At 75.5% G+C, this 26,010-nt stretch carries 23 protein-coding genes; 13 read left to right on the top strand and 10 right to left on the bottom strand.

The genetic code is table 11. From position 1 onward, the window contains the following. Nucleotides 1-3: 3 nt before the first annotated feature. The 4 genes from ACI780_RS16500 to ACI780_RS16485 all read left to right on the top strand — a co-directional run bounded on the left by ACI780_RS16500 (nt 4) and on the right by ACI780_RS16485 (nt 5,837). Complete coding sequence (locus ACI780_RS16500; RefSeq protein ID WP_456868884.1) at nt 4-798, top strand: type III pantothenate kinase; 795 nt, start codon at nt 4-6, stop codon at nt 796-798. A gap of 41 nt (nt 799-839) precedes the next feature. Next, a complete protein-coding gene (gene lysS / locus ACI780_RS16495) occupies nt 840-2,342 on the top strand; it encodes a lysine--tRNA ligase (RefSeq protein WP_456868883.1) in 1,503 nt (500 codons plus the stop codon). 154 nt (nt 2,343-2,496) lie between these two features. Continuing rightward, nucleotides 2,497-2,853, top strand: a complete 357-nt coding sequence (locus tag ACI780_RS16490) for a histone-like nucleoid-structuring protein Lsr2 (protein WP_456868882.1) — start codon at nt 2,497-2,499, stop codon at nt 2,851-2,853. Nucleotides 2,854-3,293: 440 nt separating this feature from the next. Next, nucleotides 3,294-5,837, top strand: a complete 2,544-nt coding sequence (locus ACI780_RS16485; protein WP_456868881.1) for an ATP-dependent Clp protease ATP-binding subunit — start codon at nt 3,294-3,296, stop codon at nt 5,835-5,837. Between the two features lie 192 nt (nt 5,838-6,029). Here the strand turns inward: ACI780_RS16485 and ACI780_RS16480 are convergent, their stop codons facing one another. Both ACI780_RS16480 and ACI780_RS16475 read right to left on the bottom strand, forming a co-directional pair. Beyond that, entirely contained in the window at nt 6,030-6,947 is a 918-nt protein-coding gene (locus tag ACI780_RS16480) for a GNAT family N-acetyltransferase (RefSeq protein ID WP_456868880.1), read from the bottom strand. Between the two features lie 65 nt (nt 6,948-7,012). Further along, the gene (locus tag ACI780_RS16475) at nt 7,013-7,888 is read right to left on the bottom strand and encodes an A/G-specific adenine glycosylase (protein WP_456868879.1); all 876 of its coding nucleotides are present in this window, start codon (nt 7,886-7,888) and stop codon (nt 7,013-7,015) included. A 78-nt stretch (nt 7,889-7,966) separates the two neighbouring features. Between ACI780_RS16475 and ACI780_RS16470 the strand changes: the two genes are divergently transcribed. Next, nucleotides 7,967-8,647, top strand: coding sequence for a MucR family transcriptional regulator (locus tag ACI780_RS16470; RefSeq protein ID WP_456868878.1), 681 nt, complete (start codon nt 7,967-7,969; stop codon nt 8,645-8,647). On the opposite strand, the gene disA is transcribed toward ACI780_RS16470, so the two are convergent. The 3 genes from disA to ACI780_RS16455 all read right to left on the bottom strand — a co-directional run bounded on the left by disA (nt 8,644) and on the right by ACI780_RS16455 (nt 12,000). Beyond that, nucleotides 8,644-9,732, bottom strand: a complete 1,089-nt coding sequence (gene disA / locus ACI780_RS16465; protein ID WP_089405208.1) for a DNA integrity scanning diadenylate cyclase DisA — start codon at nt 9,730-9,732, stop codon at nt 8,644-8,646. The two genes, ACI780_RS16470 and disA, sit on opposite strands and share 4 nt — an antisense overlap. An 85-nt stretch (nt 9,733-9,817) precedes the next feature. Continuing rightward, on the bottom strand, nt 9,818-11,191 hold the full coding sequence (radA, locus tag ACI780_RS16460; protein WP_456868877.1) for a DNA repair protein RadA: 1,374 nt from the start codon (nt 11,189-11,191) through the stop codon (nt 9,818-9,820). A gap of 107 nt (nt 11,192-11,298) precedes the next feature. Then, nucleotides 11,299-12,000: a hypothetical protein gene (locus ACI780_RS16455; protein WP_457004247.1), complete on the bottom strand. Its 702-nt coding sequence runs from the start codon at nt 11,998-12,000 to the stop codon at nt 11,299-11,301. 105 nt (nt 12,001-12,105) lie between these two features. Between ACI780_RS16455 and ACI780_RS16450 the strand changes: the two genes are divergently transcribed. The 3 genes from ACI780_RS16450 (at nt 12,106) to ACI780_RS16440 (ending at nt 15,308) form a co-directional block, all read left to right on the top strand. Continuing rightward, a complete protein-coding gene (locus ACI780_RS16450) occupies nt 12,106-13,665 on the top strand; it encodes a cryptochrome/photolyase family protein (RefSeq protein WP_457004245.1) in 1,560 nt (519 codons plus the stop codon). Nucleotides 13,666-13,746: 81 nt separating this feature from the next. Beyond that, nucleotides 13,747-14,367: an RNA polymerase sigma factor gene (locus ACI780_RS16445; protein WP_456868874.1), complete on the top strand. Its 621-nt coding sequence runs from the start codon at nt 13,747-13,749 to the stop codon at nt 14,365-14,367. Continuing rightward, nucleotides 14,364-15,308, top strand: a complete 945-nt coding sequence (locus tag ACI780_RS16440) for a hypothetical protein (RefSeq protein WP_456868873.1) — start codon at nt 14,364-14,366, stop codon at nt 15,306-15,308. The genes ACI780_RS16445 and ACI780_RS16440 overlap by 4 nt, the downstream gene beginning before the upstream one ends. 342 nt (nt 15,309-15,650) lie before the next feature. Here the strand turns inward: ACI780_RS16440 and ACI780_RS16435 are convergent, their stop codons facing one another. The 3 genes from ACI780_RS16435 to ACI780_RS16425 are packed head-to-tail and all read right to left on the bottom strand — an operon-like array spanning nt 15,651 to nt 18,048. After that, nucleotides 15,651-16,103 carry a DUF5130 family protein gene (locus ACI780_RS16435; RefSeq protein WP_457004242.1) on the bottom strand — a complete coding sequence of 151 codons (453 nt, stop codon included), beginning with the start codon at nt 16,101-16,103 and terminating at the stop codon, nt 15,651-15,653. A gap of 58 nt (nt 16,104-16,161) precedes the next feature. Continuing rightward, nucleotides 16,162-16,584 (bottom strand): aa3-type cytochrome oxidase subunit CtaJ, encoded by a 423-nt coding sequence (gene ctaJ / locus ACI780_RS16430; RefSeq protein ID WP_456872957.1) that lies wholly within the window; start codon nt 16,582-16,584, stop codon nt 16,162-16,164. Nucleotides 16,585-16,614: 30 nt separating this feature from the next. Continuing rightward, nucleotides 16,615-18,048, bottom strand: a complete 1,434-nt coding sequence (locus tag ACI780_RS16425) for an amidase (protein WP_457004239.1) — start codon at nt 18,046-18,048, stop codon at nt 16,615-16,617. Between the two features lie 37 nt (nt 18,049-18,085). Here ACI780_RS16425 and kynU point away from each other — a divergent pair, with 37 nt between their 5' ends. Further along, on the top strand, nt 18,086-19,351 hold the full coding sequence (kynU, locus tag ACI780_RS16420; protein ID WP_457004237.1) for a kynureninase: 1,266 nt from the start codon (nt 18,086-18,088) through the stop codon (nt 19,349-19,351). Between the two features lie 59 nt (nt 19,352-19,410). Here the strand turns inward: kynU and ACI780_RS16415 are convergent, their stop codons facing one another. Next, entirely contained in the window at nt 19,411-20,274 is an 864-nt protein-coding gene (locus tag ACI780_RS16415; RefSeq protein ID WP_457004235.1) for an SCO6745 family protein, read from the bottom strand. Nucleotides 20,275-20,350: 76 nt separating this feature from the next. Next, nucleotides 20,351-20,878, bottom strand: a complete 528-nt coding sequence (locus ACI780_RS16410) for an HNH endonuclease (RefSeq protein ID WP_089406121.1) — start codon at nt 20,876-20,878, stop codon at nt 20,351-20,353. A gap of 212 nt (nt 20,879-21,090) precedes the next feature. Between ACI780_RS16410 and ACI780_RS16405 the strand changes: the two genes are divergently transcribed. The 4 genes from ACI780_RS16405 (at nt 21,091) to ACI780_RS16390 (ending at nt 25,998) form a co-directional block, all read left to right on the top strand. Further along, entirely contained in the window at nt 21,091-23,181 is a 2,091-nt protein-coding gene (locus tag ACI780_RS16405) for a prolyl oligopeptidase family serine peptidase (protein WP_457004233.1), read from the top strand. 71 nt (nt 23,182-23,252) lie between these two features. Beyond that, on the top strand, nt 23,253-24,278 hold the full coding sequence (locus tag ACI780_RS16400) for a mechanosensitive ion channel family protein (protein WP_456872984.1): 1,026 nt from the start codon (nt 23,253-23,255) through the stop codon (nt 24,276-24,278). After that, nucleotides 24,275-25,570 (top strand): MFS transporter, encoded by a 1,296-nt coding sequence (locus ACI780_RS16395; protein ID WP_457004231.1) that lies wholly within the window; start codon nt 24,275-24,277, stop codon nt 25,568-25,570. The genes ACI780_RS16400 and ACI780_RS16395 overlap by 4 nt, the downstream gene beginning before the upstream one ends. Then, complete coding sequence (locus tag ACI780_RS16390; RefSeq protein ID WP_456872981.1) at nt 25,567-25,998, top strand: globin; 432 nt, start codon at nt 25,567-25,569, stop codon at nt 25,996-25,998. Before ACI780_RS16395 ends, ACI780_RS16390 begins: the two co-directional genes overlap by 4 nt. Nucleotides 25,999-26,010: the final 12 nt, after the last annotated feature.

The raw sequence follows: 26,010 nt of genomic DNA, 5'->3' as shown, positions 1-26,010 counted from the left end.
CCGGTGCTGCTCACCGTCGACGTCGGCAACAGCCAGACCGTGCTGGCCACCTTCGACGGCGCCCGGCGGGTGGGCTGCTGGCGGGTGACAACGCACGCGCGGGCCACCTCCGACGAGCTGCGGATGCTGTGGCGCGGCCTGCTGCGCGACACCGAGGTCACCGGCGTCGCCGCCTGCTCCACGGTCCCGGCGCTGCTGCCGGCGCTGCGCGGGCTGCTGGACTCCCTCGAGGTGCCGGTCGTGCTCATCGGCCCCGGCGTGCGCACCGGCGTCCCGCTGCACGTGGACAACCCGCGCGAGGTGGGCGCCGACCGCGTCGTCACCGCGCTGGCCGCCCACGAGCTGTTCGGCACCGCCCCGGACGGACGCACCCGGCCGGTCGTCGTCGTCGACTTCGGCACCTCCACCAACGTCGACGCCGTCGGCCCGGGCGGGCAGTTCCTCGGCGGTGCGCTCGCGCCGGGCCTGGAGGTCAGCCTGGAGGCGCTGGCCTCGCGCGCGGCGCAGCTGCGCTCCGTCGAGCTCACCGTCCCGCCGCAGGCGATCGGCAAGAACACCGTCGCGGCGCTGCAGTCCGGCGTCGTCCTCGGCTTCGCCGGCCTCGTCGACGGGCTCGTCGACCGCATCGGCGGTGAGCTGGTGGCACAGTTCGGCCGCGAGCCGGTCGTCGTCGCCACCGGTGGCCTGGCGCCCCTGGTGGCCGACAGCTGCCGGTCGATCGGTGCCCGCGAGCCCGACCTCACCGTCCACGGGCTGCGGCTGGCCTTCGAGCGCTCCCAGGCGGCCGGCCGCCGGTGACCGCCGGGGTGTCGCGGCGCACGGCCGTAGGCTCGGGCGCCGTGACCGACGAACCCCCCGGCCCGCTGGACGACGAGCTCCCCGAGCAGCTGCGCGTGCGGCGCGCCAAGCTCGACCGGCTGCGCGAGGCCGGCACGGACCCCTTCCCGGTCACGGTGGCCCGCACGACCTCGCTGGCCGACGTCCGCGCCGCGCACCCCGACCTGGAGCCGGACACGCTGACCGGTGACCGGGTGGGCGTCACCGGCCGGGTCATCTTCAGCCGCAACACCGGCAAGCTGTGCTTCGCGACGCTGCGCGAGGGCGACGCCGAGCTGCAGGTCATGCTCTCCCGCGACCGGGTCGGTGCCGAGGCACTCGACGCCTGGAAGGCCGACGTCGACCTCGGTGACCACGTCTTCGTCGAGGGCGAGGTCGGCACGTCCAGGCGCGGCGAGCTGTCGGTGTTCGCCGACTCCTGGCAGATGGCGGCCAAGGCGCTGCGCCCGCTGCCGGTGGCGCACAAGCCGATGAGCGAGGAGCTGCGGGTGCGCCGCCGCTACGTCGACCTCATCGTCCGCGACGAGGCCCGCCGCACCGTGCGCCAGCGGGCCGCGGTGGTGGCGGCGCTCCGGGCCGGCCTGACCGGGCGGGGCTTCCTCGAGGTCGAGACCCCGATGCTGCAGACGGTGCACGGCGGCGCCGCGGCCCGGCCGTTCCGCACCCACATGAACGCCTTCGACCTCGACCTGTACCTGCGCATCGCACCGGAGCTGTTCCTCAAGCGGTGCATCGTGGGCGGCCTGGAGAAGGTCTTCGAGATCAACCGCAACTTCCGCAACGAGGGCGCCGACAGCTCGCACTCCCCGGAGTTCGCGATGCTGGAGTTCTACGAGGCGTGGGCGGACTACACCGACGTCGCGCGCACCACCCGGGAGCTGGTGCAGGAGTGCTGCGCGGCCCTGTTCGGCGACCACGTCGCCCGCCACCACGACGGCACCGAGATCGACCTGTCCGGGGAGTGGCCGCACGTGCCGCTGTACTCGCTGGTCTCCGACGCCGTCGGCGAGGAGGTCTCGCCGGAGACGCCGGTGGAGCACCTGCGGGCGCTCGCCGGGCGGCACGACGTCGGCGTGGACCCCGCGTGGCTGCCGGGCAAGGTGGTCGAGGAGCTGTTCGAGGCGCTGGTCCAGGACTCGCTGCAGGCGCCGACGTTCGTCGTCGACTACCCGGTCGACACCTCGCCGCTGACCCGGGCGCACCGGACGACGCCGGGGCTGGCCGAGAAGTGGGACCTCTACATCGGCGGCGTCGAGCGCGGGACCGGGTACTCCGAGCTGGTCGACCCGGTCGTGCAGCGCGAGCGGTTCACCCAGCAGGCGCTGCTCGCCGCCGCGGGCGACCCCGAGGCGATGGTGCTCGACGAGGACTTCCTCGAGGCCCTCGAGTACGGGATGCCGCCCAGCGGCGGCGTCGGCATGGGAATCGACCGGCTGATGATGACGCTCACCGGTCTCGGCATCCGGGAGACGATCCTGTTCCCCTTGGTGCGCCCCATTTCCTGATACCACGCGTCCCGATCGGACGATTCCTCCCCGTATTGGGCGAACTGCGGTGTGCTATTCGTCTTCTCGCGCTCCTGTGTGGTGGAATGGCCGCGTCGTCGACCGAGGCGACCAAATCGTCCGGCCACGGGGCCGAGGAGGAGTGAGACAGAGAATGGCGCGCAAGGTCCAGGTGATCCTGAGCGACGACCTCGACGAGGACGTCCCCGCCGACGAGACGGTGAGCTTCTCCCTCGACGGCACGAACTACGAGATCGACCTGTCGGAGAAGAACGCCACGGAACTGCGTGACACGTTCTCCCGTTACGTGCAGGCCGCCCGCAAGGTGAGCCGCAGCGGCGGTGGCCGCGCCTCCGGCGGCGGCCGTTCCCGCGCCACCGGTGGCGGTGGCCGCATGGACCGGGAGCAGGCCGGCGCCATCCGCGACTGGGCCCGCAAGAACGGCCACAACGTCAGCGACCGCGGCCGCATCCCGGCCAGCGTCGTCGAGGCCTACGAGGCCGCGCACTGAGGAAGGACCCCCTCGCCCCCCACCCCTCGCTCCGCTCGGGGTGGGCCCCTGCGAGGGGGCCGTTCCAGCACGTCACCCCGCTCGGGGTGGGCCCCTGCGAGGGGGCCGTTCCAGCACGTCACCCCGCTCGGGGTGGGCCCCTGCGAGGGGGCCGTTCCAGCACGTCACCGTCGGCCCGGTCCCCGCGGGGGGCCGGGCCGACGGCGTCTGCGGTCCTGACGCGCCGTCCGCTGTCGGCGTAACCCGATCGGAACACCGCCAGGGCACCATCGGTTGGACCGGGCAGCCACCCACCGCCCGCCGGTCGAGGCCGACAGGACGGCGTGGTCCGTGACTACAGTGGAAAGACCGGTGCCCCAGCGCGCCGACGGACGTCGGGTGCTCCTCCCCAGGCACGGGGAGGGCAGTGCCGGACCAGCCGGTCAGAGGAGAAGCAGCGCATGTTCGAACGGTTCACCGACCGAGCCCGACGGGTGGTCGTCCTGGCGCAGGAAGAGGCCAGGATGCTCAACCACAACTACATCGGCACCGAGCACATCCTCCTGGGCCTGATCCACGAGGGTGAGGGCGTCGCTGCCAAGGCCCTCGAGTCCCTCGGCATCTCGCTCGAGGGCGTCCGCCAGCAGGTCGAGGAGATCATCGGCCAGGGCCAGCAGGCCCCCTCCGGCCACATCCCCTTCACGCCGCGGGCCAAGAAGGTCCTCGAGCTGTCCCTGCGCGAGGCCCTGCAGCTCGGCCACAACTACATCGGCACCGAGCACATCCTGCTCGGCCTGATCCGCGAGGGCGAGGGCGTCGCCGCGCAGGTCCTGGTCAAGCTGGGTGCCGACCTCAACCGCGTCCGCCAGCAGGTCATCCAGCTGCTCTCCGGCTACCAGGGCAAGGAGCCGGCCGCTGCCGGTGGCCCGTCCGAGGGCACGCCGTCGACCTCGCTGGTGCTCGACCAGTTCGGCCGCAACCTGACCCAGGCCGCGCGCGACTCCAAGCTCGACCCGGTCATCGGGCGGGCCAAGGAGATCGAGCGGGTCATGCAGGTCCTCTCGCGGCGGACCAAGAACAACCCCGTCCTCATCGGCGAGCCCGGCGTCGGCAAGACCGCCGTCGTGGAGGGCCTGGCCCAGGCCATCGTCAAGGGCGAGGTCCCCGAGACCCTGAAGGACAAGCAGCTCTACACCCTCGACCTCGGCGCCCTCGTCGCCGGGTCGCGCTACCGCGGTGACTTCGAGGAGCGCCTGAAGAAGGTCCTCAAGGAGATCCGCACTCGCGGCGACATCATCCTGTTCATCGACGAGATCCACACCCTCGTCGGGGCCGGTGCCGCCGAGGGCGCGATCGACGCCGCCAGCATCCTCAAGCCGATGCTGGCCCGCGGCGAGCTGCAGACCATCGGTGCCACCACGCTCGACGAGTACCGCAAGCACCTGGAGAAGGACGCCGCGCTCGAGCGGCGGTTCCAGCCGATCCAGGTGGGCGAGCCGACGCTCACCCACACGATCGAGATCCTCAAGGGCCTGCGCGACCGCTACGAGGCGCACCACCGGATCAGCATCACCGACGGCGCGCTCGTCGCCGCCGCCACGCTGGCCGACCGGTACATCTCCGACCGCTTCCTGCCCGACAAGGCGATCGACCTGATCGACGAGGCCGGCGCCCGGATGCGGATCAAGCGGATGACCGCGCCGCCGGACCTGCGCGAGTTCGACGAGCGCATCGCCGGCATCCGCCGGGAGAAGGAGTCCGCGATCGACGCGCAGGACTTCGAGAAGGCGGCGTCGCTGCGCGACCGCGAGAAGCAGCTGCTGGGCGAGAAGGCCGAGCGCGAGAAGGCGTGGAAGGCCGGCGACATGGACGTCGTCGCCGAGGTCGACGACGAGCAGATCGCCGAGGTGCTGGCCAACTGGACCGGCATCCCCGTCTTCAAGCTCACCGAGGAGGAGACCACGCGTCTGCTCCGCATGGAGGACGAACTCCACAAGCGGATCATCGGCCAGGAAGAGGCCATCAAGAGCGTCAGCCAGGCGATCCGGCGCACCCGCGCAGGTCTCAAGGACCCGCGTCGTCCCGGTGGCTCGTTCATCTTCGCCGGCCCCTCGGGTGTCGGTAAGACCGAGCTCGCCAAGGCGCTCGCGCAGTTCCTCTTCGGCGAGGACGACGCGCTCATCCAGATCGACATGGGCGAGTTCCACGACCGGTTCACCGTGTCGCGTCTGGTCGGTGCCCCTCCCGGCTACGTCGGTTACGACGAGGGCGGCCAGCTGACCGAGAAGGTGCGGCGCAAGCCGTTCTCGGTGGTCCTCTTCGACGAGATCGAGAAGGCGCACGCGGACGTGTTCAACACGCTCCTGCAGGTGCTCGAGGACGGTCGGCTCACCGACGGTCAGGGCCGGATCGTGGACTTCAAGAACACGATCCTGATCCTCACGACCAACCTCGGTACGCGCGACATCTCCAAGGCCGTGGGGCTGGGCTTCCAGGTCGGCAACGACAGCCAGTCCAACTACGAGCGGATGAAGAACAAGGTCAACGAGGAGCTCAAGCAGCACTTCCGGCCGGAGTTCCTCAACCGCATCGACGACATCGTCGTGTTCCACCAGCTGACCGAGGACGAGATCATCCAGATCGTGGACCTCATGGTCGCCCGCGTGGAGGGCCAGCTGGCGAACAAGGACATGTCCCTGGAGATCACGCAGGACGCCAAGAAGCTGCTGGCGGCCCGCGGGTTCGACCCGGTGCTGGGTGCCCGGCCGCTGCGCCGGACCATCCAGCGCGAGATCGAGGACGCGCTGTCGGAGAAGATCCTCTACGGCGAGCTGACCGCCGGTCAGATCATCGTGGTGGACGTCGAGGGCGAGGGCCCGACCGCGAAGTTCACCTTCCGCGGCGAGGCCAAGCCGATCGACCTGCCCGACACGCCCCCGGTCGCGCTGACCGTCGGCGACGACGAGGACGGCCAGGGCGGCACCACGTCCCTGGAGAAGAAGTAGTCCCACCCCGCACGACCGACGAGGGCCGTCTCCCGCACCGCGGGAGGCGGCCCTCGCCGCGTCCGGGGCCCGCGCGACGGCCGCGCCACGATCAGGTGACCTGATCGTGGCGCCTCCTCCCGCACGGTGGGACGTGCGGGAGGACGCCCGGCGGTGCGAGAGGACGCCCACCAGGACCCGCGAGCGACCCGGTCAGCGGGGGACGGCGACCGGTCCGAGGTCCACGGCGCGGTGCACCCAGGTGCCGGTCACGACCATCCCGACCCGCTCGTAGAGGCCGAGCGCGCCGGTGCGGGAGTCGGTGGACAGCTCGCAGCGCGTGGCACCGTGCCGGCGGGCGTTCGCGAAGGCGTCCGCGAGGAGGGCTCGGGCCAGCCCGAGGCCACGCCGGTCTCGGCGCACCGCCAGCTTGTCGACGTAGCCGTCGCTGTCACTGGTGACCAGGAAGCAGGCGCCGACGACGTCGCCCTGAGGGTCCACGACGATCCGCAGGTGCCACGGCTCGAACCCGGGCCGGCGCACGGTCGTCGCGGTGAAGTCCTCGAACGACCGGCGGTCCCGCTGCGACCACTCGAGGAAGGCGTCCTCGACCACGGTCCAGGCGGCCCGGTGGTCGGCCTCGCCGTCCGCCGTCCGGATGGCGTACCCCTCGCGCAGCGGCTGCGCCTCGATCCGCCTGTCCTCGGGGAGTTCCAGCAGCCACGAGGTCCACCGGACGTGGTAGCCGAGGCTCGCCAGCAGGACGTCCGCGGGGGAGCCCTGGGGCACGGACATGCCGAAGACGGAGGCGCCGCGCTCGCGGGCCCGCCGGCGGGTCCAGGCGGCCAGCGCCGTCCCGATGCCCCGTCCGCGGTACCGCGGGTGCACGGCGGCGTCCCCGCGCCCCTCGCCGGAGACCTCCGCGTAGGCGACGAGCCGGTCGCCGTCGAAGACGCCGAGCGTGCCGGCCGCGACGTCGAAGCTGGGGCGCTGCCAGTCCCCGACGATGTCGGCCTCCTCGATCTCGACGACGCCGAGGTCGTGCTGTTCCTGCGCGGCCATCACCTCGTACACCGCGCGGGCGTCGTCGCCGGTCAGAGCTCGGGCGGTGAGGCCCGCGGGCAGCTGCACGGGTTCCAGTGAACCGTGCCGCGGGGTCGTCGCACGACCGCATTCCGCGGCCCGAGGGGGCCCGGTCAGTGGGGGAGCCGGAACAGGCCGTCGCCGGTCTGCTCGACCAGCCCGTCGGCCAGCAGCGAGTCCAGGCAGCGCCCGCGCTGGGCGGCGTCGTCCCACGCGGCGTCGAGGGCCTCGGCCGGTACCGGGCCGGGCGCGGCCCGCAGCACGTCGAGCAGCCGCCCCCGCACCTGCCGGTCGGTCCCGGCGAAGCGCTGCACCCGCCGCGGCGGCCCCTCGGCGGCGGGGCACCCGGCCAGCCGCCAGGCGCAGCGGTCGCGCACCGGGCAGACGGCGCAGCGCGGCGTGCGGGCGACGCAGACCAGCGCGCCGAGCTCCATCGCCGCCACCGAGAAGCGGCACGCCCGCTCCCGGTCGGCCGGCGCCAGCGCCGCGACGTCGGTGAGGTCGGCGGCCCGGGCGGTGCCCGCCTCGGCGCGGCCGTGCACCAGGCGCGCCACCACCCGCCGCACGTTGGTGTCCACCACCGGCTGGGGCTGTCCGTGGCCGAAGCAGGCCACCGCCCGGGCGGTGTAGGTGCCGACACCCGGCAGTGCCTCCAGGGCGGCCACGTCGGCCGGGACGGCCCCGCCGTGCCGCTCGGTGAGGGCGACGGCGGTCTCGCGCAGCCGCAGCGCCCGGCGCGGGTAGCCGAGCTTGCCCCAGGCGCGGATGACCTCGGCCGGTGAGGCGGCGGCCAGGTCGGCCGGCGCGGGCCAGCGGGCCATCCACGCCGTCCACACCGGCTCCACCCGCGCCACCGGCGTCTGTTGCAGCATCACCTCGCTGACCAGCACCGCCCACGGGCCCACGCCGGGCCGCCGCCACGGCAGGTCGCGGGCGGCGGTGTCGTACCAGTCGACGAGGGCGTCCCCGAGTCCGGCCGGGCTGCTCACGGGGGTCCAGTGTGCCCGGCGCCGGCCACGGCGTGCCCCGTGCGGTGGTCCGCGGCGGCGCCGACTACGGTCCGACTCGTGCTGCACCCGGTCGGACCCCTGCCGGCCGCCGTCTACTGGCGACGGCGACTCGTGGTGCTGCTCGTCCTCCTCGTCCTGCTCGGCGGGGGCAGCTGGCTCGGCGTCTCGCTGCTGACCGGCTCCGGGGACACCGCCGCGGCGGCCGGCTCGTCGGCGTCGTCGTCGCCGGTGGGCACCCCCGCCCTGGACCGGGTGGTGCCGTCGCTGGCCGGCGTGCAGACGCCGACCCCGCCGCCGAGCACCACCCCACCGGCCCCGCAGGCGCCCGCACCGCCCGCCCAGGAGGCCGGCGCCCCGTGCGGCGACGACGTCGTCGCCCTCGAGGTCCGCACCCCCGGCACCGTGCCCTCGGGATCGGCGCCGGTGTTCGAGCTCGTCGTCACCAACACCGCGGCGGTGCCCTGCACCCGGGTGCTGGACAAGCAGCTGCAGGAGATGGTGCTGCTCGACGGCGCGGGCGCGCGGCTGTGGGGCAGCAACGACTGCCAGCCCGAGACCAGCAGCGACACCCGCACGCTCGCGCCGGGTGAGCAGGTGGTCTTCCCGCTGACGTGGAGCGGCCTGACCAGCGAGCCGACCTGCACCGCGGCGCGCGTGCCGGTGGCGCCGGGCGGCTACGTGGTGCGGGCGCGGCTGGACACGAAGACCAGCCCGGACGCCCCCCTGCAGGTCGTCTAGCTGTAGCGGTCGAGGATCGAGGTCTCGGCCAGCCGCGACAGGCCCTCGCGGATGCCGCGGGCGCGTGCCTCGCCGACCCCCTCGACGGCCAGCAGGTCCTCGATGGTGGCCGCCAGCAGCTTCTGCAGCCCGCCGAAGTGCTCGACCAGCCGGTCGATGATGGCGGCCGGCAGGCGGGGCACCCGCGCCAGCAGCCGGTAGCCGCGCGGGCTGACAGGGGAGTCCAGCGCGTCGGGCGTGGTGGGCAGGCCGTAGCAGCGAGCGACCGCGGAGAGGTCGAGCAGTTCGGTGGCCGACAGCGTGCGCAGCTCGGCGAGCACGTCCTCGATGGTGCGCGGCCGGCGCGCGGCGCCGCCGGGCATGTAGTCGCGGACCAGCAGCGCGCGGTCCTCCTCCACCCCGGCCAGCATCTCGTCGAGCTGCAGCGCCAGCAGCCGGCCGTCGGTGCCGAGCTCGACGACGAAGCCCTCGATCTCGTCGGCGATCCGGCGGACCATCTCCAGCCGCTGGCTGACGCTCATGGCGTCGCGCACGGTGACCAGGTCCTCGATCTCCAGCGCCGACAGCGTGCTGGCCACCTCGTCGAGGCGCAGCTTGTAGCGCTCCAGCGCCGCGAGCGCCTGGTTGGCGCGGGCGAGGATCGTCGTCGGGTGCTCGAGGGTGTACCGCCGGCCGGCGACATAGACGCTGATGATGTGCATCGACTGGCTGACCGAGATCACCGGGAAGCCGGTCTGCACGGCCACCCGTTCGGCGGTCCGGTGGCGGGTGCCCGACTCCTCGGTGGGGACCGTGGGGTCGGGCATGAGGTGCACGCCCGCCCGCACGATGCGCAGGCCGTCGGAGGAGAGGATGACCGCGCCGTCCATCTTGGCCAGCTCGCGCAGCCGGGTCGCCGACAGGGCGACGTCGAGGGCGAACCCGCCGGTGCAGATGGACTCCACGACCCGGTCGTAGCCCAGCACGATCAGCGCGCCGGTGCGGCCGGCCAGGATCCGCTCCAGGCCGTCGCGCAGCGCCGTCCCCGGGGCGATGCGGCCCAGGAGCTCGCGCAGAGCGACCTCGGAGTCCACAGCGGGGGGCACGGGCACTCCTGACGTCGACGCGGTTCGGCCGCGATTCTACGGGTCAGCCGGCAGGGCCGGTCGGGAGCGGGGTCCAGGACCGGACTCAGCCCGGGAACAGCCCCGCCAGCGCAGCGCCCAGGTCGGGGACCTCCATCAGCCGCACGCCCTTGGGCGCCGGTCCCGCGTCCGGCGGGACCAGCGCCAGCCGGTAGCCCTGCCGGGCGGCCTCGGCCAGCCGCCGCGCGGTGCCGCCGACCCGCCGGATCTCGCCGGACAGGCCGACCTCCCCGAGCGCGACCATGCCCTCGGGCAGCGGGGTGTCCCGCGACGCCGAGGCGATCGCCAGCGCCAGCGCGAGGTCGGCCGCGGGCTCGGCGATCTTCACCCCGCCCACCGAGGCGGCAAAGACGTCGGCGTCGGCCAGCCGCACCCCGCCGCGCCGCTCGACGACGGCGTTCACCATGGCGACCCGCTGCGAGTCCAGCCCGCTGACCGCGCGGCGGGGCGAGCCGCCGCCGGCGCTGGTGGCGACCAGCGCCTGCACCTCGGCCAGCAGCGGCCGGCTGCCCTCCATCGTCACCGTGACGCAGCTGCCGGGCACCGAGGCGGTGCGGCGGGAGACGAACAGGTGCGAGGGGTCGGGGACGCCGACCACGCCGCCGTCGCCGATCTCGAAGCAGCCGATCTCGTCGGCCGGGCCGAACCGGTTCTTGGTGGCCCGGACCAGGCGCAGCGTGGAGTGCCGCTCGCCGTCGAAGGAGACGACGACGTCGACCAGGTGCTCCAGGGCCCGCGGACCGGCGATCGCGCCGTCCTTGGTGACGTGCCCGACCAGGATCGTCGTCATCCCGCGGGACTTGGCGACGGCGGTCAGCGCCGTCGCGACCGCGCGGACCTGGGAGGCGCCGCCGTCGGTGCCGTCGACGGCGGGGGAGCGGACGGTCTGCACGCTGTCGAGGACCAGCAGCGAGGGGGACACCTGCTCGACGTGGGCGAGGACGGCCGACAGCTCGGTCTCCGCCGCCAGGTACAGCCGCTCGTGCAGCGCGTCGATGCGCTCGGCGCGCAGCCGCACCTGGGCCGCGGACTCCTCGCCGGACACGACCAGCGTGGGGCCGTTGGACGCGGCCACCCGGTGGGCCACCTCGAGCAGCAGCGTGGACTTGCCCACGCCCGGCTCACCGGCGACCAGGACGACGGCGCCGGGGACCAGACCGCCGCCGAGGACCCGGTCGAACTCGGCGATGCCGGTGGGCACCGCACGGGCGCCGGTGAGCTCGACCTGGGCGATCGGGCGGGCCGGTGCGGTGACCGGGCCGGCGGCGACCGCGCGCAGGGCCGGCGCGGTGGCGCCGACCTCCTGCAGGGTGCCCCACGCCTGGCACTCCGGGCAGCGGCCCATCCACTTCGCCGACGTGAAGCCGCACTCGGTGCAGCGGTGGGCGGGACGGGCGGGCTTCACTCCGGAGGGGGGCACCCCGTCACGGTAGGTGGGGGGACCGACAGTCCCAGGGAGGACGGCGCGTTCCCGGCCCCCTCCCGGGTCCCGCCGCGAGCGTGCGAGGGGTGGGGAGGAGGGGGTCCTTATTCGGCCTGGGTGTCCTCCTCGGACTCCGGGTTCTCGGCCTCCCCGGCCTCGCCCTCGTGGAAGTCGAAGGCCTCGCCCCGCTCGACCTTCTCGTCGGGGGTGCCCACCAGCGCCTGGACCTCGATCTCGCCGGCCTGCTCGAAGGTGAGCGTCAGGCTCAGGGTCTGCCCGGCCGTCAGCGGCTCGCTGAGGTCCTCGAGGGTGATGGTGGCGTCGCCGTCCTGGCCGATGTAGAGCGCGGTGTCGGCGGGGATCTCCAGGGACAGGTCCGAGCTCGCCGCCGCCGAGGACCCGGTGGGCGTGGCGGGGGAGCCCGGGGTGGCGCCGGTCGTGCCCGGCGTCGGCGCGGTGGTCGGCTGGTCGCCCGCGGGGGACGACGGCGACGGCGTCGGGCCGGTGCCGCTGAGCCGCACGCCGGAGAAGCCCTCGCCCTCGATCCGGGTGAGCGTCTCGTCCTCGTCGGAGGTGTTGACGATCGTCATGATCAGCGTCGCGTCGTCACCCTCCTCGTACACGCCCTCGTCGGGGTAGGCGAGCAGCACCTGGCGCAGGAGGACGTCCTCCACCTGGGCCTGCGGGCCGACCTTGTCGCGGTCCTGGGTCCCGGTCTGCGAGACCTGCCCGGCGCTGCACGCACCGAGCGCGACCGGGCTGATCACGAGAGCACCCGTCAGGGCGGCGCGCAGGGCGCGGTTCACAGCGGTCGACCTCCAGCGAGCACGTGCCGGCCACCGTGTCGTCGATGGCCCGAGTCGCGCCGAGCCTAACGGTCCACCCACCATGTCCGCCGGGAGGTGGAGCCGATGCAGCGCCCGGGACACGGCGCCGAGGAGCACGACCCCGCGCTCGCCGACTTCCCCGAGCGGTCGCCCGCCACGCGGCGCTGGCTGTTCGCCGACCAGCTCGGTCCGCACTTCCTCGACCGGCCCGACCAGCCGGTGCTGCTCGTCGAGTCCAAGGCCGTCTTCGCCCGCCGCCGCTTCCACCGGCAGAAGGCGCACCTGGTGCTCTCCGCGCTGCGCCACCGGGCCGCCGAGCTGGGCGAGCAGGCGCACCTGCACCGGGTCACCACCTACGCCGAGGCGCTGGACCGCCACGAGGAGCCGCTGAGCGTCTGCGCGCCGACCACGTGGAGCAGCCGCGACTACGTGCTGGCCCGTCCCGGTGTGCAGGTGCTGGCCGCCCGCGGGTTCGTCAGCTCGCAGGAGGAGTTCGCCCGGTGGGCGGAGGGCCGGGGGCGGCGCCGGCTGCTGATGGAGGACTTCTACCGCGACGCCCGCCGCCGCCTCGACGTCCTCATGGACGGCGCCGAGCCGCTCGGCGGGACGTGGAACCTCGACTCGCAGAACCGCGAGCCCCCGCCGCGGGACGGCCGCTCACCGGCACCGGAGCCGTGGTGGCCGGCGGAGGACGAGATCGACGAGCAGGTGCGCGCCGACCTCGACCGCTGGGAGGCCGACGGCGAGGTCTCCTTCGTCGGTGACGACGGCCCGCGGCTGTTCCCGGCCACCCGCGAGGAGGCGCTCACCCGGCTGCACGACTTCCTGACCGCCCGGCTGGGTGCCTTCGGCCCGCACGAGGACGCCATGCTCGCCGACGAGCGGTGGCTGGCGCACTCGCTGCTGTCGCCGGCGATGAACCTCGGCCTGCTCGACCCGCTGGAGGTCGTGCGCGCCGCCGAGGCCACCGCCCGCGCCCGCGCCGCCGACGGCGACCCGATCCCGCTGAACTCCCTCGAGGGGTTCGTCCGGCAGGTCGTGGGCTGGCGGGACTACGTCTGGCACACCTACTGGCACTTCGGCCGCCACTACCGCCACGCCAACGCGCTGCGGGCGCTCGAGCCGGTGCCGGACTGGATGGCCGACCTCGACGACTCCGCCGTCGACGCGGCGTGCCTGTCCGGTGTGCTGGGCGACCTGCGCCGCGACGGCTGGGTGCACCACATCCCGCGGCTGATGGTGCTGGGCAACTACGCGCTGCAGCGGGGCATCGACCCGCGGGAGATGACCGACTGGTTCCACCGCACCTTCGTCGACGGCTACGACTGGGTGATGGTGGCCAACGTCGTCGGCATGAGCCAGCACGGCGACGGCGGGGCGCTGGCCACCAAGCCCTACGCCGCCGGAGGCGCCTACATCGACCGGATGAGCGACTACTGCGGCCGCTGCCCCTACGACCCGCGCCGCCGGCTGGGCGAGGACGCCTGCCCCTACACCGCCGGCTACTGGGCCTTCCTCGACCGCAACCGCGAGCGGCTGGCCGGCAACCAGCGGATGCGCCGTCCGCTGCAGGGACTCGACCGGCTGCGCGACCTGCCGCAGGTCGTCGAGCAGGAGGCCGCCCGGGGCACCAGCGCCCCCTGACCCCGATCGGGGGACGGCGGTCCAGTTCCGAGGCGTCCCTGCCGATGCCTCCCCAGCACGGGAGACGGCAGGGAGGTGCGGATGGCGGTCGGACCGGCGTTCGACGACGTCCTCACGGCGGCCCAGGCGGGCGCGGCGTGGGGGTTCGAGGTGCTGTACCGGGACCTGTCCCCGGCGGTCACCGGCTACCTGCGGCTGCACGGCGCGCAGGACCCCGACGACCTCGCCAGCGAGACCTTCCTCGCCGTCTTCCGCGGGCTGGGCGGCTTCCGCGGGGACGAGGACGCGCTGCGCTCCTGGGTGTTCACCATCGCCCACCGCCGGCTCGTCGACGACTGGCGCCGGCGCAGCCGGCGACCGCAGCTCGCCGACGACGCCGGGGACCTGCTGCCCGAGACCGCCGGCGGCGACGTGGAGGACGACGTCCTGGCCCGGCTGGGCACCGAGGCCGTGCACCGGCTGTGCGCGGGGCTGCCCGCCGACCAGCGCTCGGTGCTGCTGCTGCGGGTGCTCGCCGACCTCACCGTGGAGCAGGTGGCCGCGGTGATGGACCGCTCGGTGGGCTCGGTCAAGGCGCTGCAGCGGCGCGGCCTGCGCCGGCTGCGGGCCGAGCTCGAGCCGGCCGGCACCCCCCGCCCGGGTGAGACCGCGGGAGCGCGCGCACCCCTGCGCGCCCGTCCGGCGATGACGGGAGCGAGATGACCACGCCAGCCGACGCCCGGACCGACGAGGAGGCCTTCGCGGCCTGCCTCATCGGCCGTCCCGTGCCCGCGGGCGCGCCGGACCTGACCGCGTTCACCGACGCGGTCCGGGCCTGCGCCACCGCACCCGGGCGGCCGAACGCGGCCCTGGCCGAGCTCCTGGCGACCGGTCTGATCACCGACCAGTCGCAACCGTCCACGCGGACGACCGGGCACCTCGCCCGGGCCTCACGGAAGAGACCCCGCATGCTGCTCAGCACCCTCACCGCCAAGATCGCCGCGGCCGGCGTCGCCGCCAAGGCCGCCGCCGCAACCGGTGTCGTCGCCGTCGCCCTCACCGGCACGGTGACGACCATCGCCGCCGTCGAGGAGCCCGCCGTCATCGAGTCCGGCGACGGCACCCTCCTCGAGCCGGGGGACACCACCGGCGGGACCGAGGAGGCGCCCACCGAGGAGACGCCGACCGACGAGGTGCCGACCGACGAGGTGCCGACCGACGAGGTCCCCGAGGTCCCGACCGAGGAGGTGCCCACGGACGAGGTGCCGACCGACGAGGTGCCCGAGGTCCCGACCGAGGAGGCGCCGGTCGAGGAGGCGCCGGTCGAGGAGGAGCCCGTCGCGACCCCGGAGCGCAGCTACGACGAGTGGACCGCGGGCCCGGCCGCCGGGGAGTCCCACGGCCACTGGGTCAGCGAGGGCGCGCGCAACGGCTGGGTCACCGGCGAGCGGGTCAGCCAGGCCGCCCACGACCGCAACGACGAGCGCAAGGCCGACCGTCAGGGCGGGCAGCCGGCCGAGGCGCCCGCCCAGCCGGTGACCGAGCAGCCGGCCGCCGCGGCGCCCGCGCCCGCCCCGGCCCCCGCGCCGGCCGCGACCGGCGGCGGCAACGGCAACGGGAACGGCAACGGGAACGGCAACGGGAACGCCCACGGCAAGAAGTGACCCCGGGCGGGGGGGGGGGGGGGGGGGGGGGGGGGGGGGGGGGGGGGGGGGGGGGGGGGGCGCGGGGCCGGCGAGGGCGCCCCCCCCCCCCGCCCCCCCCCCCCCCCCCCCCCCCCACCCCCCCGCCCCCCCCCGCCCCCCCCCCCCCCCCCCCCCCCCCCCCCCCCCCCCCCCCCCCCGCCCCCCCCCCCCCCCCCCCCCCCCCCCCCCCCTCGGTCGTGTTGCCCAGGGCCGTCATCGCGACGGGGCACCACGTCTGCCCGGGAGCCGGAACGGCAGGAGCCCGGCCGGACGGGCGTCCGGCCGGGCTCCCGGCGTCGGTCGGGGCGCTCGCCCCGGGTGTCAGTGGGTGCGGGCGCTGCGCGGGTGACCCGCCTGGTCCGACAGCTGCCGCAGGCCGTTGACGATGCCGCCGACGAGGTCACCGGAGGCGAACGAGTTCGTCATCGACAGCACGGCCAGGGCACAGGCGCGGTCGGGCAGCCGGCGGGCGGACGCCGGCCCGGTGACCACCTCGATCACCCGCTGACCGGGCGAGACGGCGAGCAGGACCGAGTCCGCCGGGTCGCCGCCACGGGCGTGCAGCTCCTCCGCGCGGATGCGGGTCTTCGGGCCGAGGTCGCCGATCCAGAGCGTGAAGCGCAGCCCCGTCTCGCGCGAGGCCATCGTGAGCGCCTCGTCGAGCCGGGCGAGCTCCCGGTAGCTGAAGATCGTGTCGTAGCCCTCGTCGGCCCGGTTGGGCGCGGTGTCGACGGTGCCCGTGTCGTGGGCCTCGGCCTGCAGGACGCGGGTCATCGCCGGCCTCCGGAGTGGGTCGTGGGGTGGGTGCGGCTCATCGGGTCACCGGTCCTGCTCACCAGGTCCCGCGCGCGCCGCCGAGCGGGCCGACGGCGGCCGGTGCGGGCGAGGAGTCCGAGGCGATGACGTGGGAACCGATCGTCGACCCGTGGTCCGGCGACCCGGCCGCCGTCGCCCCGTGCGAGGTCGCGACCCCCGCGCCGTGGCCGGGGCCGTGCCCGTCACCGGAGCCGATCGCGGCGGGCTCGCCGTAGAGCGAGGACCCGACCGCCTGGGTGTCGCCCTGGCCCGCGGCGTGGGTGGGGGCGTTCGCCGGCTGCGGCTCGTACCAGACCGGCTCGTGGTCCCACGGCTGGCCCGGCTTGTACCGGACGCCCTGGCGCTTGCGGCCGCCGGGCAGGTAGGTCAGCGCCCACAGCAGGACGTACACGGCCAGCGGCGCGACGAGGAAGACGAGCAGGGTCTCGACGACGGTCACGACCCGGAATCTACCGCCCGCGGTGATCACCTATGCGTCTGCGTCCCAGCACGGCGGGTGCCGGTGCGCCCACGGCCGGGCCTGCTCCAGCTGCGCGGCGAGCGCGATCAGCGTCACCTCGTCGGCGGGGCGCCCGACGAGCATGGTGCCCACCGGGAGGCCGTCGTCGGTCCAGTGCAGCGGCACGCTGACGGCGGGCTGGCCGGTGACGTTGTAGAGCGCGGTGAAGGCGGCGTAGCTCTTCTGCCGCTCGAAGTCGGCCGCGCCGTCGCCGTCGGCGTCGAACCAGCCCAGCGGCCGCGGCGTCATGGTGGTCACCGGGGCGAGCAGGACGTCGAAGGCGTCGGTGGCCTGGACGTAGCGGCGGGAGAACAGCCGCAGCGCGGTGAGCGCCTCCATCGCCGACTGCGCCGTCTGGGCCAGCCCGCGGGCGCGCAGCTCCCGGGTGAGCGGCCGCAGCTCCCCCACCCGCTCCGGCGGCACCGGCAGCAGCGTCCCCGACAGCGACCACACCCGCTCGAACGCGCCCAGGACGTCGGGGGTGAGCAGGCCGCCCGGCACGTCGGTGACCTCGTGCCCGAGCGACTCGAGCAGCCGCGCGGCGTCGTCGAGCGTGGCGGCGACCTCCGGCTGCACCACCGCGCCGGGCATCGGGGACTCCACCGCCCGGCCGATCCGCAGCCGCCCCACCGGCCGGTCGGCGGCGCCGAGGAACGTCTCCCCCGGCGGCAGCGGCGGCGCCCAGGCCGCGTCGCCGGTGACCGGCCCGGCCATCGCGTCGAGCAGGGCCGCGGCGTCGCGCACGGTCCGGGCGATCGGGCCGTTGGTGCCCAGCCCCGTGACGTCGCTCCCGAACGGCGCGTTGCTCACCCGGCCGCGGGCCGGCTTGATGCCGACCAGGCCGTTGACGCTCGCCGGGATGCGGATCGAGCCGCCGCCGTCGCTGCCCTGCGCGACGGGCAGCATCCCGGCGGCGACGGCCACCGCCGCCCCTCCGCTGGACCCGCCGGCCAGCCGGGTGGGGTCCCAGGGGCACCGCGCGGGACCGACGAGGTCGTTGTCGGTGTAGGCCGGGAACCCGAACTCCGGCGTGCTCGTCTTGCCGAGACTGATCGTCCCGGCAGCGGCGAGCCTGGTGACGACGGCGTCGTCGACGGTGGGGACGAAGTCGGCGAAGACCGTCGAGCCGAACGTGGTGCGCACGCCGGCGGTGTTGTTGAGGTCCTTGATCGCGGTCGGGACGCCCAGCAGCGGCGGCAGCGCACCCCCGCGCCGCGCCACCCGGTCGGCCCTCGCCGCGGCGGCCAGCGCCCGCTCGGGCGTGACGGTGACGAAGGCGCCGAGCCCGCCGTCGAGCGCCTCGATCCGGGACAGGGCGTGCCGCACCAGCTCGGTGGGGCTCACCTCCCCCGCCCGGACGGCGGCCGCCTGCTCCAGTGCGGTGAGGTCGTGCAGCTGCGTCACGGGGGGCGACGCTAGCCGGGGCCGGTACACAGGACCCGTGGACCTCACCCGCGCCGCCGCGGAGGCGCTCGACGACGCCGACCCCCTCGCCGGGTTCCGCGGCCGCTTCGCGGGCACCGACGACGACGGCCCCGACCGGCTGCTCTACCTCGACGGCAACTCGCTCGGCCGCATGCCGCGGGACACCCCGGCGGCGCTGGCCCGGGTCGCCGAGGAGGAGTGGGGCCGCGGGCTGGTGGGCTCGTGGGCGTCGTGGATCGACGTCGGCCAGCGAGTCGGCGACGTCATCGGCACCGGCGTCCTGGGGGCCCGGCCCGGCGAGGTGCTGCTGGCCGACTCCACGTCGGTCGACCTCTACAAGCTGCTCGTGGCCGCCGCCGACGCCCGCCCCGGCCGCGACGTGCTGGTGTGCTCCGCCGACGACTTCCCCACCGACCGCTACGTCGTCGCCGGGGTGGCCGCCGCGCGCGGGATGACCGTCCGGGAGGTGCCGGCCGATGTCGACGAGGGCCTCGACCCGGCGGTGCTCACCGATGCGCTGGACGAGCGGGTCGCCGTCGTCGTGCTGTCGGTGGTGGCCTACCGGTCCGGGGCGCTGGCCGACGTCGCGGCGGTGACGGCGGCCGCGCGCGAGGCCGGCGCGCTGGTCCTCTGGGACCTCTCGCACGCGGCGGGCGCGGTGACGCTGGACCTCGCGGCCACCGGCGTCGACCTCGCCGTCGGCTGCACCTACAAGTACCTCAACGGCGGGCCCGGGGCGCCGGCCTTCCTCTACGTGCGGCGGGAGCTGCAGGAGCAGCTGCGGCAGCCGATCTGGGGCTGGTTCGGCCAGCGCGACCAGTTCGCGATGGGCCCGGACTACGACCCGGCACCCGGCATCGACCGCTTCGGCGTCGGCACGCCGCCGGTGCTGGCCGCGGCGGCGGTGGAGGTGGGCGCCGCGCTGGTGGCCGAGGCGGGGATCGACCGGCTGGCGGCCAAGGGGCGGGTGATGACCGACCTGCTGGTGGCGCTGGCCGACGCCTGCCTCACCCCGCACGGCGTGGTGCTGGCCAGCCCCCGCGACCCGGCGCGGCGCGGCTCGCACGTGACGCTGGCGCACCCGGCGGCGTGGCAGCTGACCCAGGCGCTGGTCGACCGCGGCGTCGTCCCCGACTTCCGCACCCCCGACCGGGTGCGGCTGGGCCCGGCACCGCTCTACACGCGGTTCGTCGACGTCTGGGACGCCGTCGACCGCTTCCGTGCCCTGCTCGAGGACGGCGCCTGGCGCGGCTACCCGCAGGAGCGCTCCCGCGTCACCTGACCCGGGCACTTCCGCGGAAGTGCCCGGTCAGGCCGTGCACTTCCGCGGAAGTGCCCGGGTCAGACGGCGTCGGGTGCGACGCCGATCGGGTTGCGGTCGGGGAACAGCCCCGCGGCGACGACGGCGCGGCGCACCGGGACGAGCAGCTCGGCCAGCCGGTCGCAGCCGGTGTCGCCGAGCGCGCGCCAGGGTCCGACGGCCAGCCGGTCGGTGTCGGCCTCGATCGCGGTGGTCATCGCCAGGCCCTCGGCGCTCAGCTCCGCGCCGTCGAGCCAGCCGCGGTCGGCGAGCTCGCGCGCGGCGGCGTCCCAGGCGTCGTCGTCCCACCCGCGGGCGCGCTGCAGCCACTCACGGTCGACCCGGCCGGCCGCCGCCACGAGCACGTGCGCGGCCACGCCCGAGACCTCGCGCTGCAGCAGCGCGGCGTTGTGCCCGTCGCCGCGGTGCTCGCGCAGCGTCGTCACCGCCTGCCACAGCACCAGGTGCGGCATGTCGGGCCAGGGCAGGCCGGCGTTGGCCGCGGCGAGCGGGCGCCCGGGCAGGTCGACCGCCTCGGCGGCGTCCCGGGCCAGCGCCGCGGCCTCCGCCGCCTCGGCCGAGTCCGCCCACTCCCCCAGCACCCGGCGCACGACGGCGTCGACCGCGGCCAGCCGCGCCTCGAGGGCCGCCGCCGGGGTCACCGCCGACCACACGTCCGGCACCCGGCGGGCGACGAAGGCCGGGGCGAAGTTGTAGAAGGTCGCCGTCACGACCTCGGGTCCGACCGGCCCCAGCGGCGCCGCGCGCAGCGCGAAGTACGTCGCCCAGAAGCCGGTCAGGCCGGCCTCCTCGGCCGCCGAGCGCGTCTCGTCGGCGAAGTAGGTGACCGCGTGCAGCGGCTCGGCCAGCGCCCACAGCCGCCGTGCGGTCCCGGCCGAGGTCATCGTCCGTTCCGCTCAGCACGGCCCCGCTGCAGGGGCCCGCCGCGAGCTCGCGAGCGGTGGGGAGCAGCGGGGTCCCTCATGCCGAGACGCTCTCGGGGACGCCGAGCCACTCCCGCCAGCGGGGGTCCACCGTCCGCGCGCCGAGCAGCCGCCATGCCGCGCCGCTGGGCGTGCGGGGCGGGTTCGGCAGCTTCCAGCCGAGCTCGGCCAGGGAGCGGTCGGCCTTGGTGTGGTTGCACCGGCGGCAGGCGGCGACGACGTTGTCCCAGGTGTGCGTGCCACCTCGGCTGCGGGGCACCACGTGGTCGATGCTGGTCGCCGAGCTGCCGCAGTAGACGCAGGTCTGCCCGTCGCGGGTGAACACCGCCCGGCGCGACAGCGGCACCTGGGCCGGGTAGGGCACCCGCACGTACCGGGTCAGCCGGACGACGACGGGCACCGGCAGGCTCACCCGCTCGGCGTGGACGACCTCGGCGGCGGCGTCGACCGGCACCGCCTTGTCGGCCAGGACCAGCACGATCGCGCGGCGGCTGGAGACCACGCACAGCGGTTCGTAGGTGGCGTTGAGCAGCAGCGTGGCCGACGTCGTGCCGGACGAGGGCACGGGCAGCCGGGGGACGGGGACGGGGTCGCGTCGCGGACCTGGGTGGCCCACCGGCGACGACCCGGACGCGGAACGCGACACGGAGCACCTCCGACGCCCCGGACCGCCATACCAGGGCGGCCCGCAGGGCAGCACCATCCTGCCCTGACCAGGGCACCCGGCGCGCGCGGGAACCCGCGCTCCCCCGGACACCGGCCGTTACGGTCGTGCGGGTGCGCTACCCCGACGCCGAACGGCTCGACCTGGTCGAGGACCTGAACGGCCACCGCGTGGCCGACCCCTACCGCTGGCTGGAGGACCCCGACGACCCGCGGACGGCGGCCTGGACGGCGGCCCAGGACGCGCTCGCCGCCGACGTCCTCGGCGCCCTGCCGCTGCGCCCGGCCTTCACCGCCCGCCTCGAGCAGCTCGTGCACGCCGGCGCCGTCGGCGTCCCGGTGCACCGCGGCGGCCGCGCGTTCTCCACCCGGCGCGACCCCGGCCAGGAGCACGCCGTCCTGCGCGTCCGCGAGCCCGACGGCACCGTGCGCGTGCTGGTCGACCCGGTGGCGCTCGACCCGTCGGGCACCACCACGCTCGACGCCTGGTCGCCGTCGTGGGAGGGCGACCGGCTGGCCTACCAGCTGTCCACCGGCGGCGACGAGGAGTCGCGGCTGTACGTCCTCGACGTCGCCACCGGCGAGCGGCTCGACGGCCCGGTCGACCGCTGCCGCTACTCCCCCGTCGCCTGGCTGCCCGGCGGGGAGGAGCTGTTCTACGTCCGCCGCCTCGCACCCGACCGGGTGCCCGCCGGCGAGGAGCAGTTCCACCGCCGGGTGTGGCGCCACCGGGTCGGCGCCGACCCCGACGGCGACGCCCTCGTGCACGGGGAGGGGCTGGACCCCACCAACTACTACGGCGTGCGCACCAGCGCCGACGGCCGCTGGCTGGTCGTCTCCGCGTCGGCCGGCACGGCCCCGCGCGACGACGTCTGGCTGGCCGACCTGGCGACGACTCCGGACGGCGAGACGCCGGCGCTGCGGGAGCTGCAGGCCGGCGTCGACGCGCAGACCGCCGCCTGGGTGGCCCGCGACGGGCGGCTGTGGCTGATGAGCGACCGCGGCACCCCGCGGTGGCGGCTGGCGGTCGCCGACCCCGCCGACCCGGCGACGTGGGCGCCGGAGGCGTGGCGCGACGTCGTCCCCGAGTCCGACGACGGCGTGCTCTCCGACGTCGCCCTCGTCGACGGCGCCGACGGGTCGCTGCAGGTGCTCGCCGTCCACTCCGTCGACGCCACCGACCGGCTCTCGCTCTGGGCCGGCGACGGCTCGGGCCGCCTCGGCGAGGTGACCGGACTCCCGCCGGGCAGCGTCTCGGGCGTGAGCGCGCCGCCGGAGGGCGGGACGACGGCGTGGGTCGGCTACACCGACTTCGCGACCCCGCCCTCGGTGCTGCGCTGGGAGGCCACCGCCCCGGACACCCTCACCCCGGACGAGCGCGCGCCGGTGGCCGGCGCGGTGCCGGACGTGACCGTGGTCGAGACGCACGCGACCTCCCGCGACGGGACGCCGGTGCACCTGTTCGTCGTCTCCCGGACGGGCAGCCCCGACGCCCCGCGCCCGACCGTGCTCTACGGCTACGGCGGGTTCAACGTCTCGCTCACCCCGGCCTACTCGGCGCAGGCGCTGGCCTGGGTCGCCGCCGGCGGTGTGTGGGCGGTGGCGAACCTGCGCGGCGGCTCCGAGCACGGCGAGCAGTGGCACCGCGCCGGGATGCGCGAGCGCAAGCAGAACGTCTTCGACGACTTCGCCGCCGCCGGCGAGCACCTCGTCGCGCAGGGCTGGACGACGCACCGGCAGCTCGCGGTGATGGGCGGCTCCAACGGCGGCCTGCTCGTGGGCGCCACGCTCACCCAGCGGCCCGACCTCGCCGCGGGCGTCGTCTGCAGCGCGCCGCTGCTGGACATGGTCCGCTACGAGCGCTTCGGCCTGGGCCGGACCTGGAACGACGAGTACGGCACCGCCGACGACCCGGTGGAGCTCGGCTGGCTGCTGGGCTACTCGCCCTACCACGCGGTCCGCGAGGGCACCGCCTACCCGGCCGTGCTGTTCACGACCTTCGAGTCCGACACCCGCGTCGACCCGCTGCACGCCCGCAAGCTCGCCGCCGCGCTGCAGGCGGCCACGAGCGCCGGGGCGCCGGTGGTGCTGCGCCGCGAGACGTCGGTGGGGCACGGGGCCCGGGCGGTCAGCCGCACGGTGGGCCTCGCCGCCGACCAGCTCGCCTTCCTCGCCGCGGCCACCGGGCTCACGGCAGCGGAGTGACCGGATCGGAGTGACGGAACAGGCGCGCCGGGTCTCGGAGAACCGATACCGACCTGACACCATGGAGGGTGATGACTGCTCCACCCTCCGTAGTCGCCGCTGACGGCTTCCTCGCCGAGGCCGTCCCCGACTGCGTCTCGGACCCGACCACCCTCTGCGCGCGGGTGTACGAGCTCTCCGGCATCGACTGGCTGGCCGGCAACGCCGACGCGCTGATCGCCCGGCCGGCCCGGATCCTGCTGGTCCTGGTGCTCGCCGCGGTCGTGCGCCTCCTCGTGCACCGGGCGATCCGCCGGCTGACCGAGCGCACCGCGACCGGGTCGATGCCGACGATCCTGCGGCCGCTGCGCAACCGCGGCGGCGCCGGCGACGCCCTCGAGCCGGTCGCGGCCCGCCGCACCCAGCGGGCCGAGGCCATCGGCTCGGTGCTGCGCAGCTTCGCCTCCTTCGTGATCATGGGCATCGCCGTCGTGCTGGTGCTCGGCGAGCTGGGGATCAACCTGGCGCCGATCGTGGCCAGCGCGGGGGTCGTCGGCGTCGCGCTCGGCTTCGGCGCGCAGAACCTGATCAAGGACTTCATCGCCGGGATCGGGATCATCCTCGAGGACCAGTACGGCGTCGGCGACGTCGTCGACCTCGGCGAGGCCAGCGGGACCGTGGAGGCGGTGGGCCTGCGGATCACCCGGCTGCGCGACGTCAACGGCGTCGTCTGGTACGCCCGCAACGGCGAGATCCTGCGGGTCGGCAACAAGAGCCAGGGCTACGCGCAGGTGGTCATCGACATGCCGGTCGCGCACGACACCGACCTGGAGCGCTGCCGCACGGTGATGCAGGAGGTCGCCGACGAGATGTACGCCGAGGAGGAGTGGGCCGCGGTGCTGCTGGCCGAGCCCGAGTCCCTCGGCGTGGAGCAGATCCTGTCGGAGGGGGTCTTCATGCGCGTGCAGGTGCGCTCGACCAACGCCGACCAGTGGCGGGTCGGCCGGGAGCTGCGGATGCGGCTCAAGGAGCGGTTCGTGGCCGAGGGCATCCGGACGCCCCCGCCGCTGCTCGGCGCCGCCTCGGCCGCCGCGGCGGGCACGGCCGGCGTCCGATGAGCGGGGACGGGGCCCCCGGCACGGCGGAGGGCCGGCCCTCGTTCCGGGCGGTCTTCGCCGTGCGGGAGTTCCGGCCGCTGTTCGGCACCTACACGCTGTCGACGATCGGCGACGAGCTCGCCCGCGTGGCGCTGACCGTCCTCGTCTACCAGCGCACCGACTCGCCGCTGCTGTCGGCGTTCACCTTCGCGCTGAGCTTCCTGCCGTGGGCGCTGGGCGGGCCGGTGCTGGCCACCATCGCCGACCGGTTCCCGCGGCAGCGGGTGCTGGTCGTCAGCGACGTCCTGCGGGCCGGGCTGGTCGCCCTCATGGCGGTCCCCGGCACCCCGCTGCCGGTGCTGCTCCTCCTGCTGTTCGCCGTGTCGCTGTGCGCGCCGCCGTTCGAGTCGGCCCGCTCGGCGCTCACGGCCGACGTGCTGGAGGGCGAGCGGTACGCGGTCGCGACCTCGCTGACCAACGTCAGCCTGCAGGTGGCGCAGGTGGTCGGGTTCCTCGCCGCCGGCGCGCTGGTCACCGCGTTCGACCCGTCGGTGGTGCTGCTGCTCGACGCGGCGACCTTCGCCGTGTCGGCGCTGTGGCTGTCGGTCGGGCTGCAGCGCCGGCCGGCGCCGATCGAGCCCAGCGACGAGCCGTCGTCGGTGTGGCGGGAGACCGGCGAGGGGCTGCGGCTGATCGGGCGCAGCCCCCGGCTGGTCGCGATCATCGCCCTGCTGTGGACCGGCACGCTGTTCGCCAACGCCGCCGAGGGCATCGCCGCGCCGCTCACCGACGACCTCGGCGAGGGCGCCGTCGCGCTCGGCGTGCTGCTGGCGGCCAATCCGCTGGGCGTGACCGTCGGCGGCCTCGTCGTCGCCCGGCTGCTCGGGACCGCCCGCAGCGAGCGGCTCATGCCCGTGCTCGTCGTGCTGTCCCTCGCGCCGGTGCTGCTCGCCGGGCTAGTGGCGCTGGCGGCCGGGCCCGGCCGGGCGGCGTACGTGCTCGTCGTCGCTCTGCTGTTCGTCGCCGGCCTCGGCGCCTCCTGGACGATCCCGCTCAACGTCGCCTTCGTGCAGGCGGTGCCGCCGGCGGTGCGCGGGCGGGCGTTCGGCGTCGCGGTCAGCGGCCTCTACGGCGTGCAGGGGCTGGGCGCGCTCGGCGCGGGGCTCGCCGCCGAGCGGGTGCCGGCCGCCGCCGTCGTCGCGATCGCCGGCGGTCTGGGCCTGGTCGCCGTCGTCCCGCCGCTGCTCGCGCTGGCCCGCACCCGACCCGCCGTGGCGGGCCGGCACCGGACTGCGGGACCATCGGTGTCATGAGCGAGGCGAGCCGGTCCCTGCCCTCGGCGCGGACCTTCTACGAGGAGGTCGGCGGCGAGCCGGTCTTCCGGCGGCTGGTCGCCCGCTTCTACGAGGGCGTCCGCGCCGACCCGGTGCTCGCGCCGCTGTACCCCCAGGACGACTGGGACGGCGCCGAGACCAGGCTGCGCGGCTTCCTCGAGCAGTACTGGGGCGGTCCGACGACGTACTCCCAGCAGCGCGGCCACCCGCGGCTGCGCATGCGCCACGCCCCCTTCGCCATCGGCCCGGCCGAGCGCGACGCGTGGCTGCGGCACATGCGCGACGCCGTCGACTCCCTCGAGCTGACCGCCGAGCAGGACGCCACGCTCTGGGGCTACCTGACGATGGCCGCCCGCAGCATGCAGAACCGCTGGCCCGACGACGCGCCCGGCCTGCTGCGCCCGTAAACGAAGGACCCC

This window comes from Geodermatophilus sp. SYSU D00814 (assembly GCF_054050055.1).
This window is presented reverse-complemented; position numbering and strand designations above follow the sequence as displayed.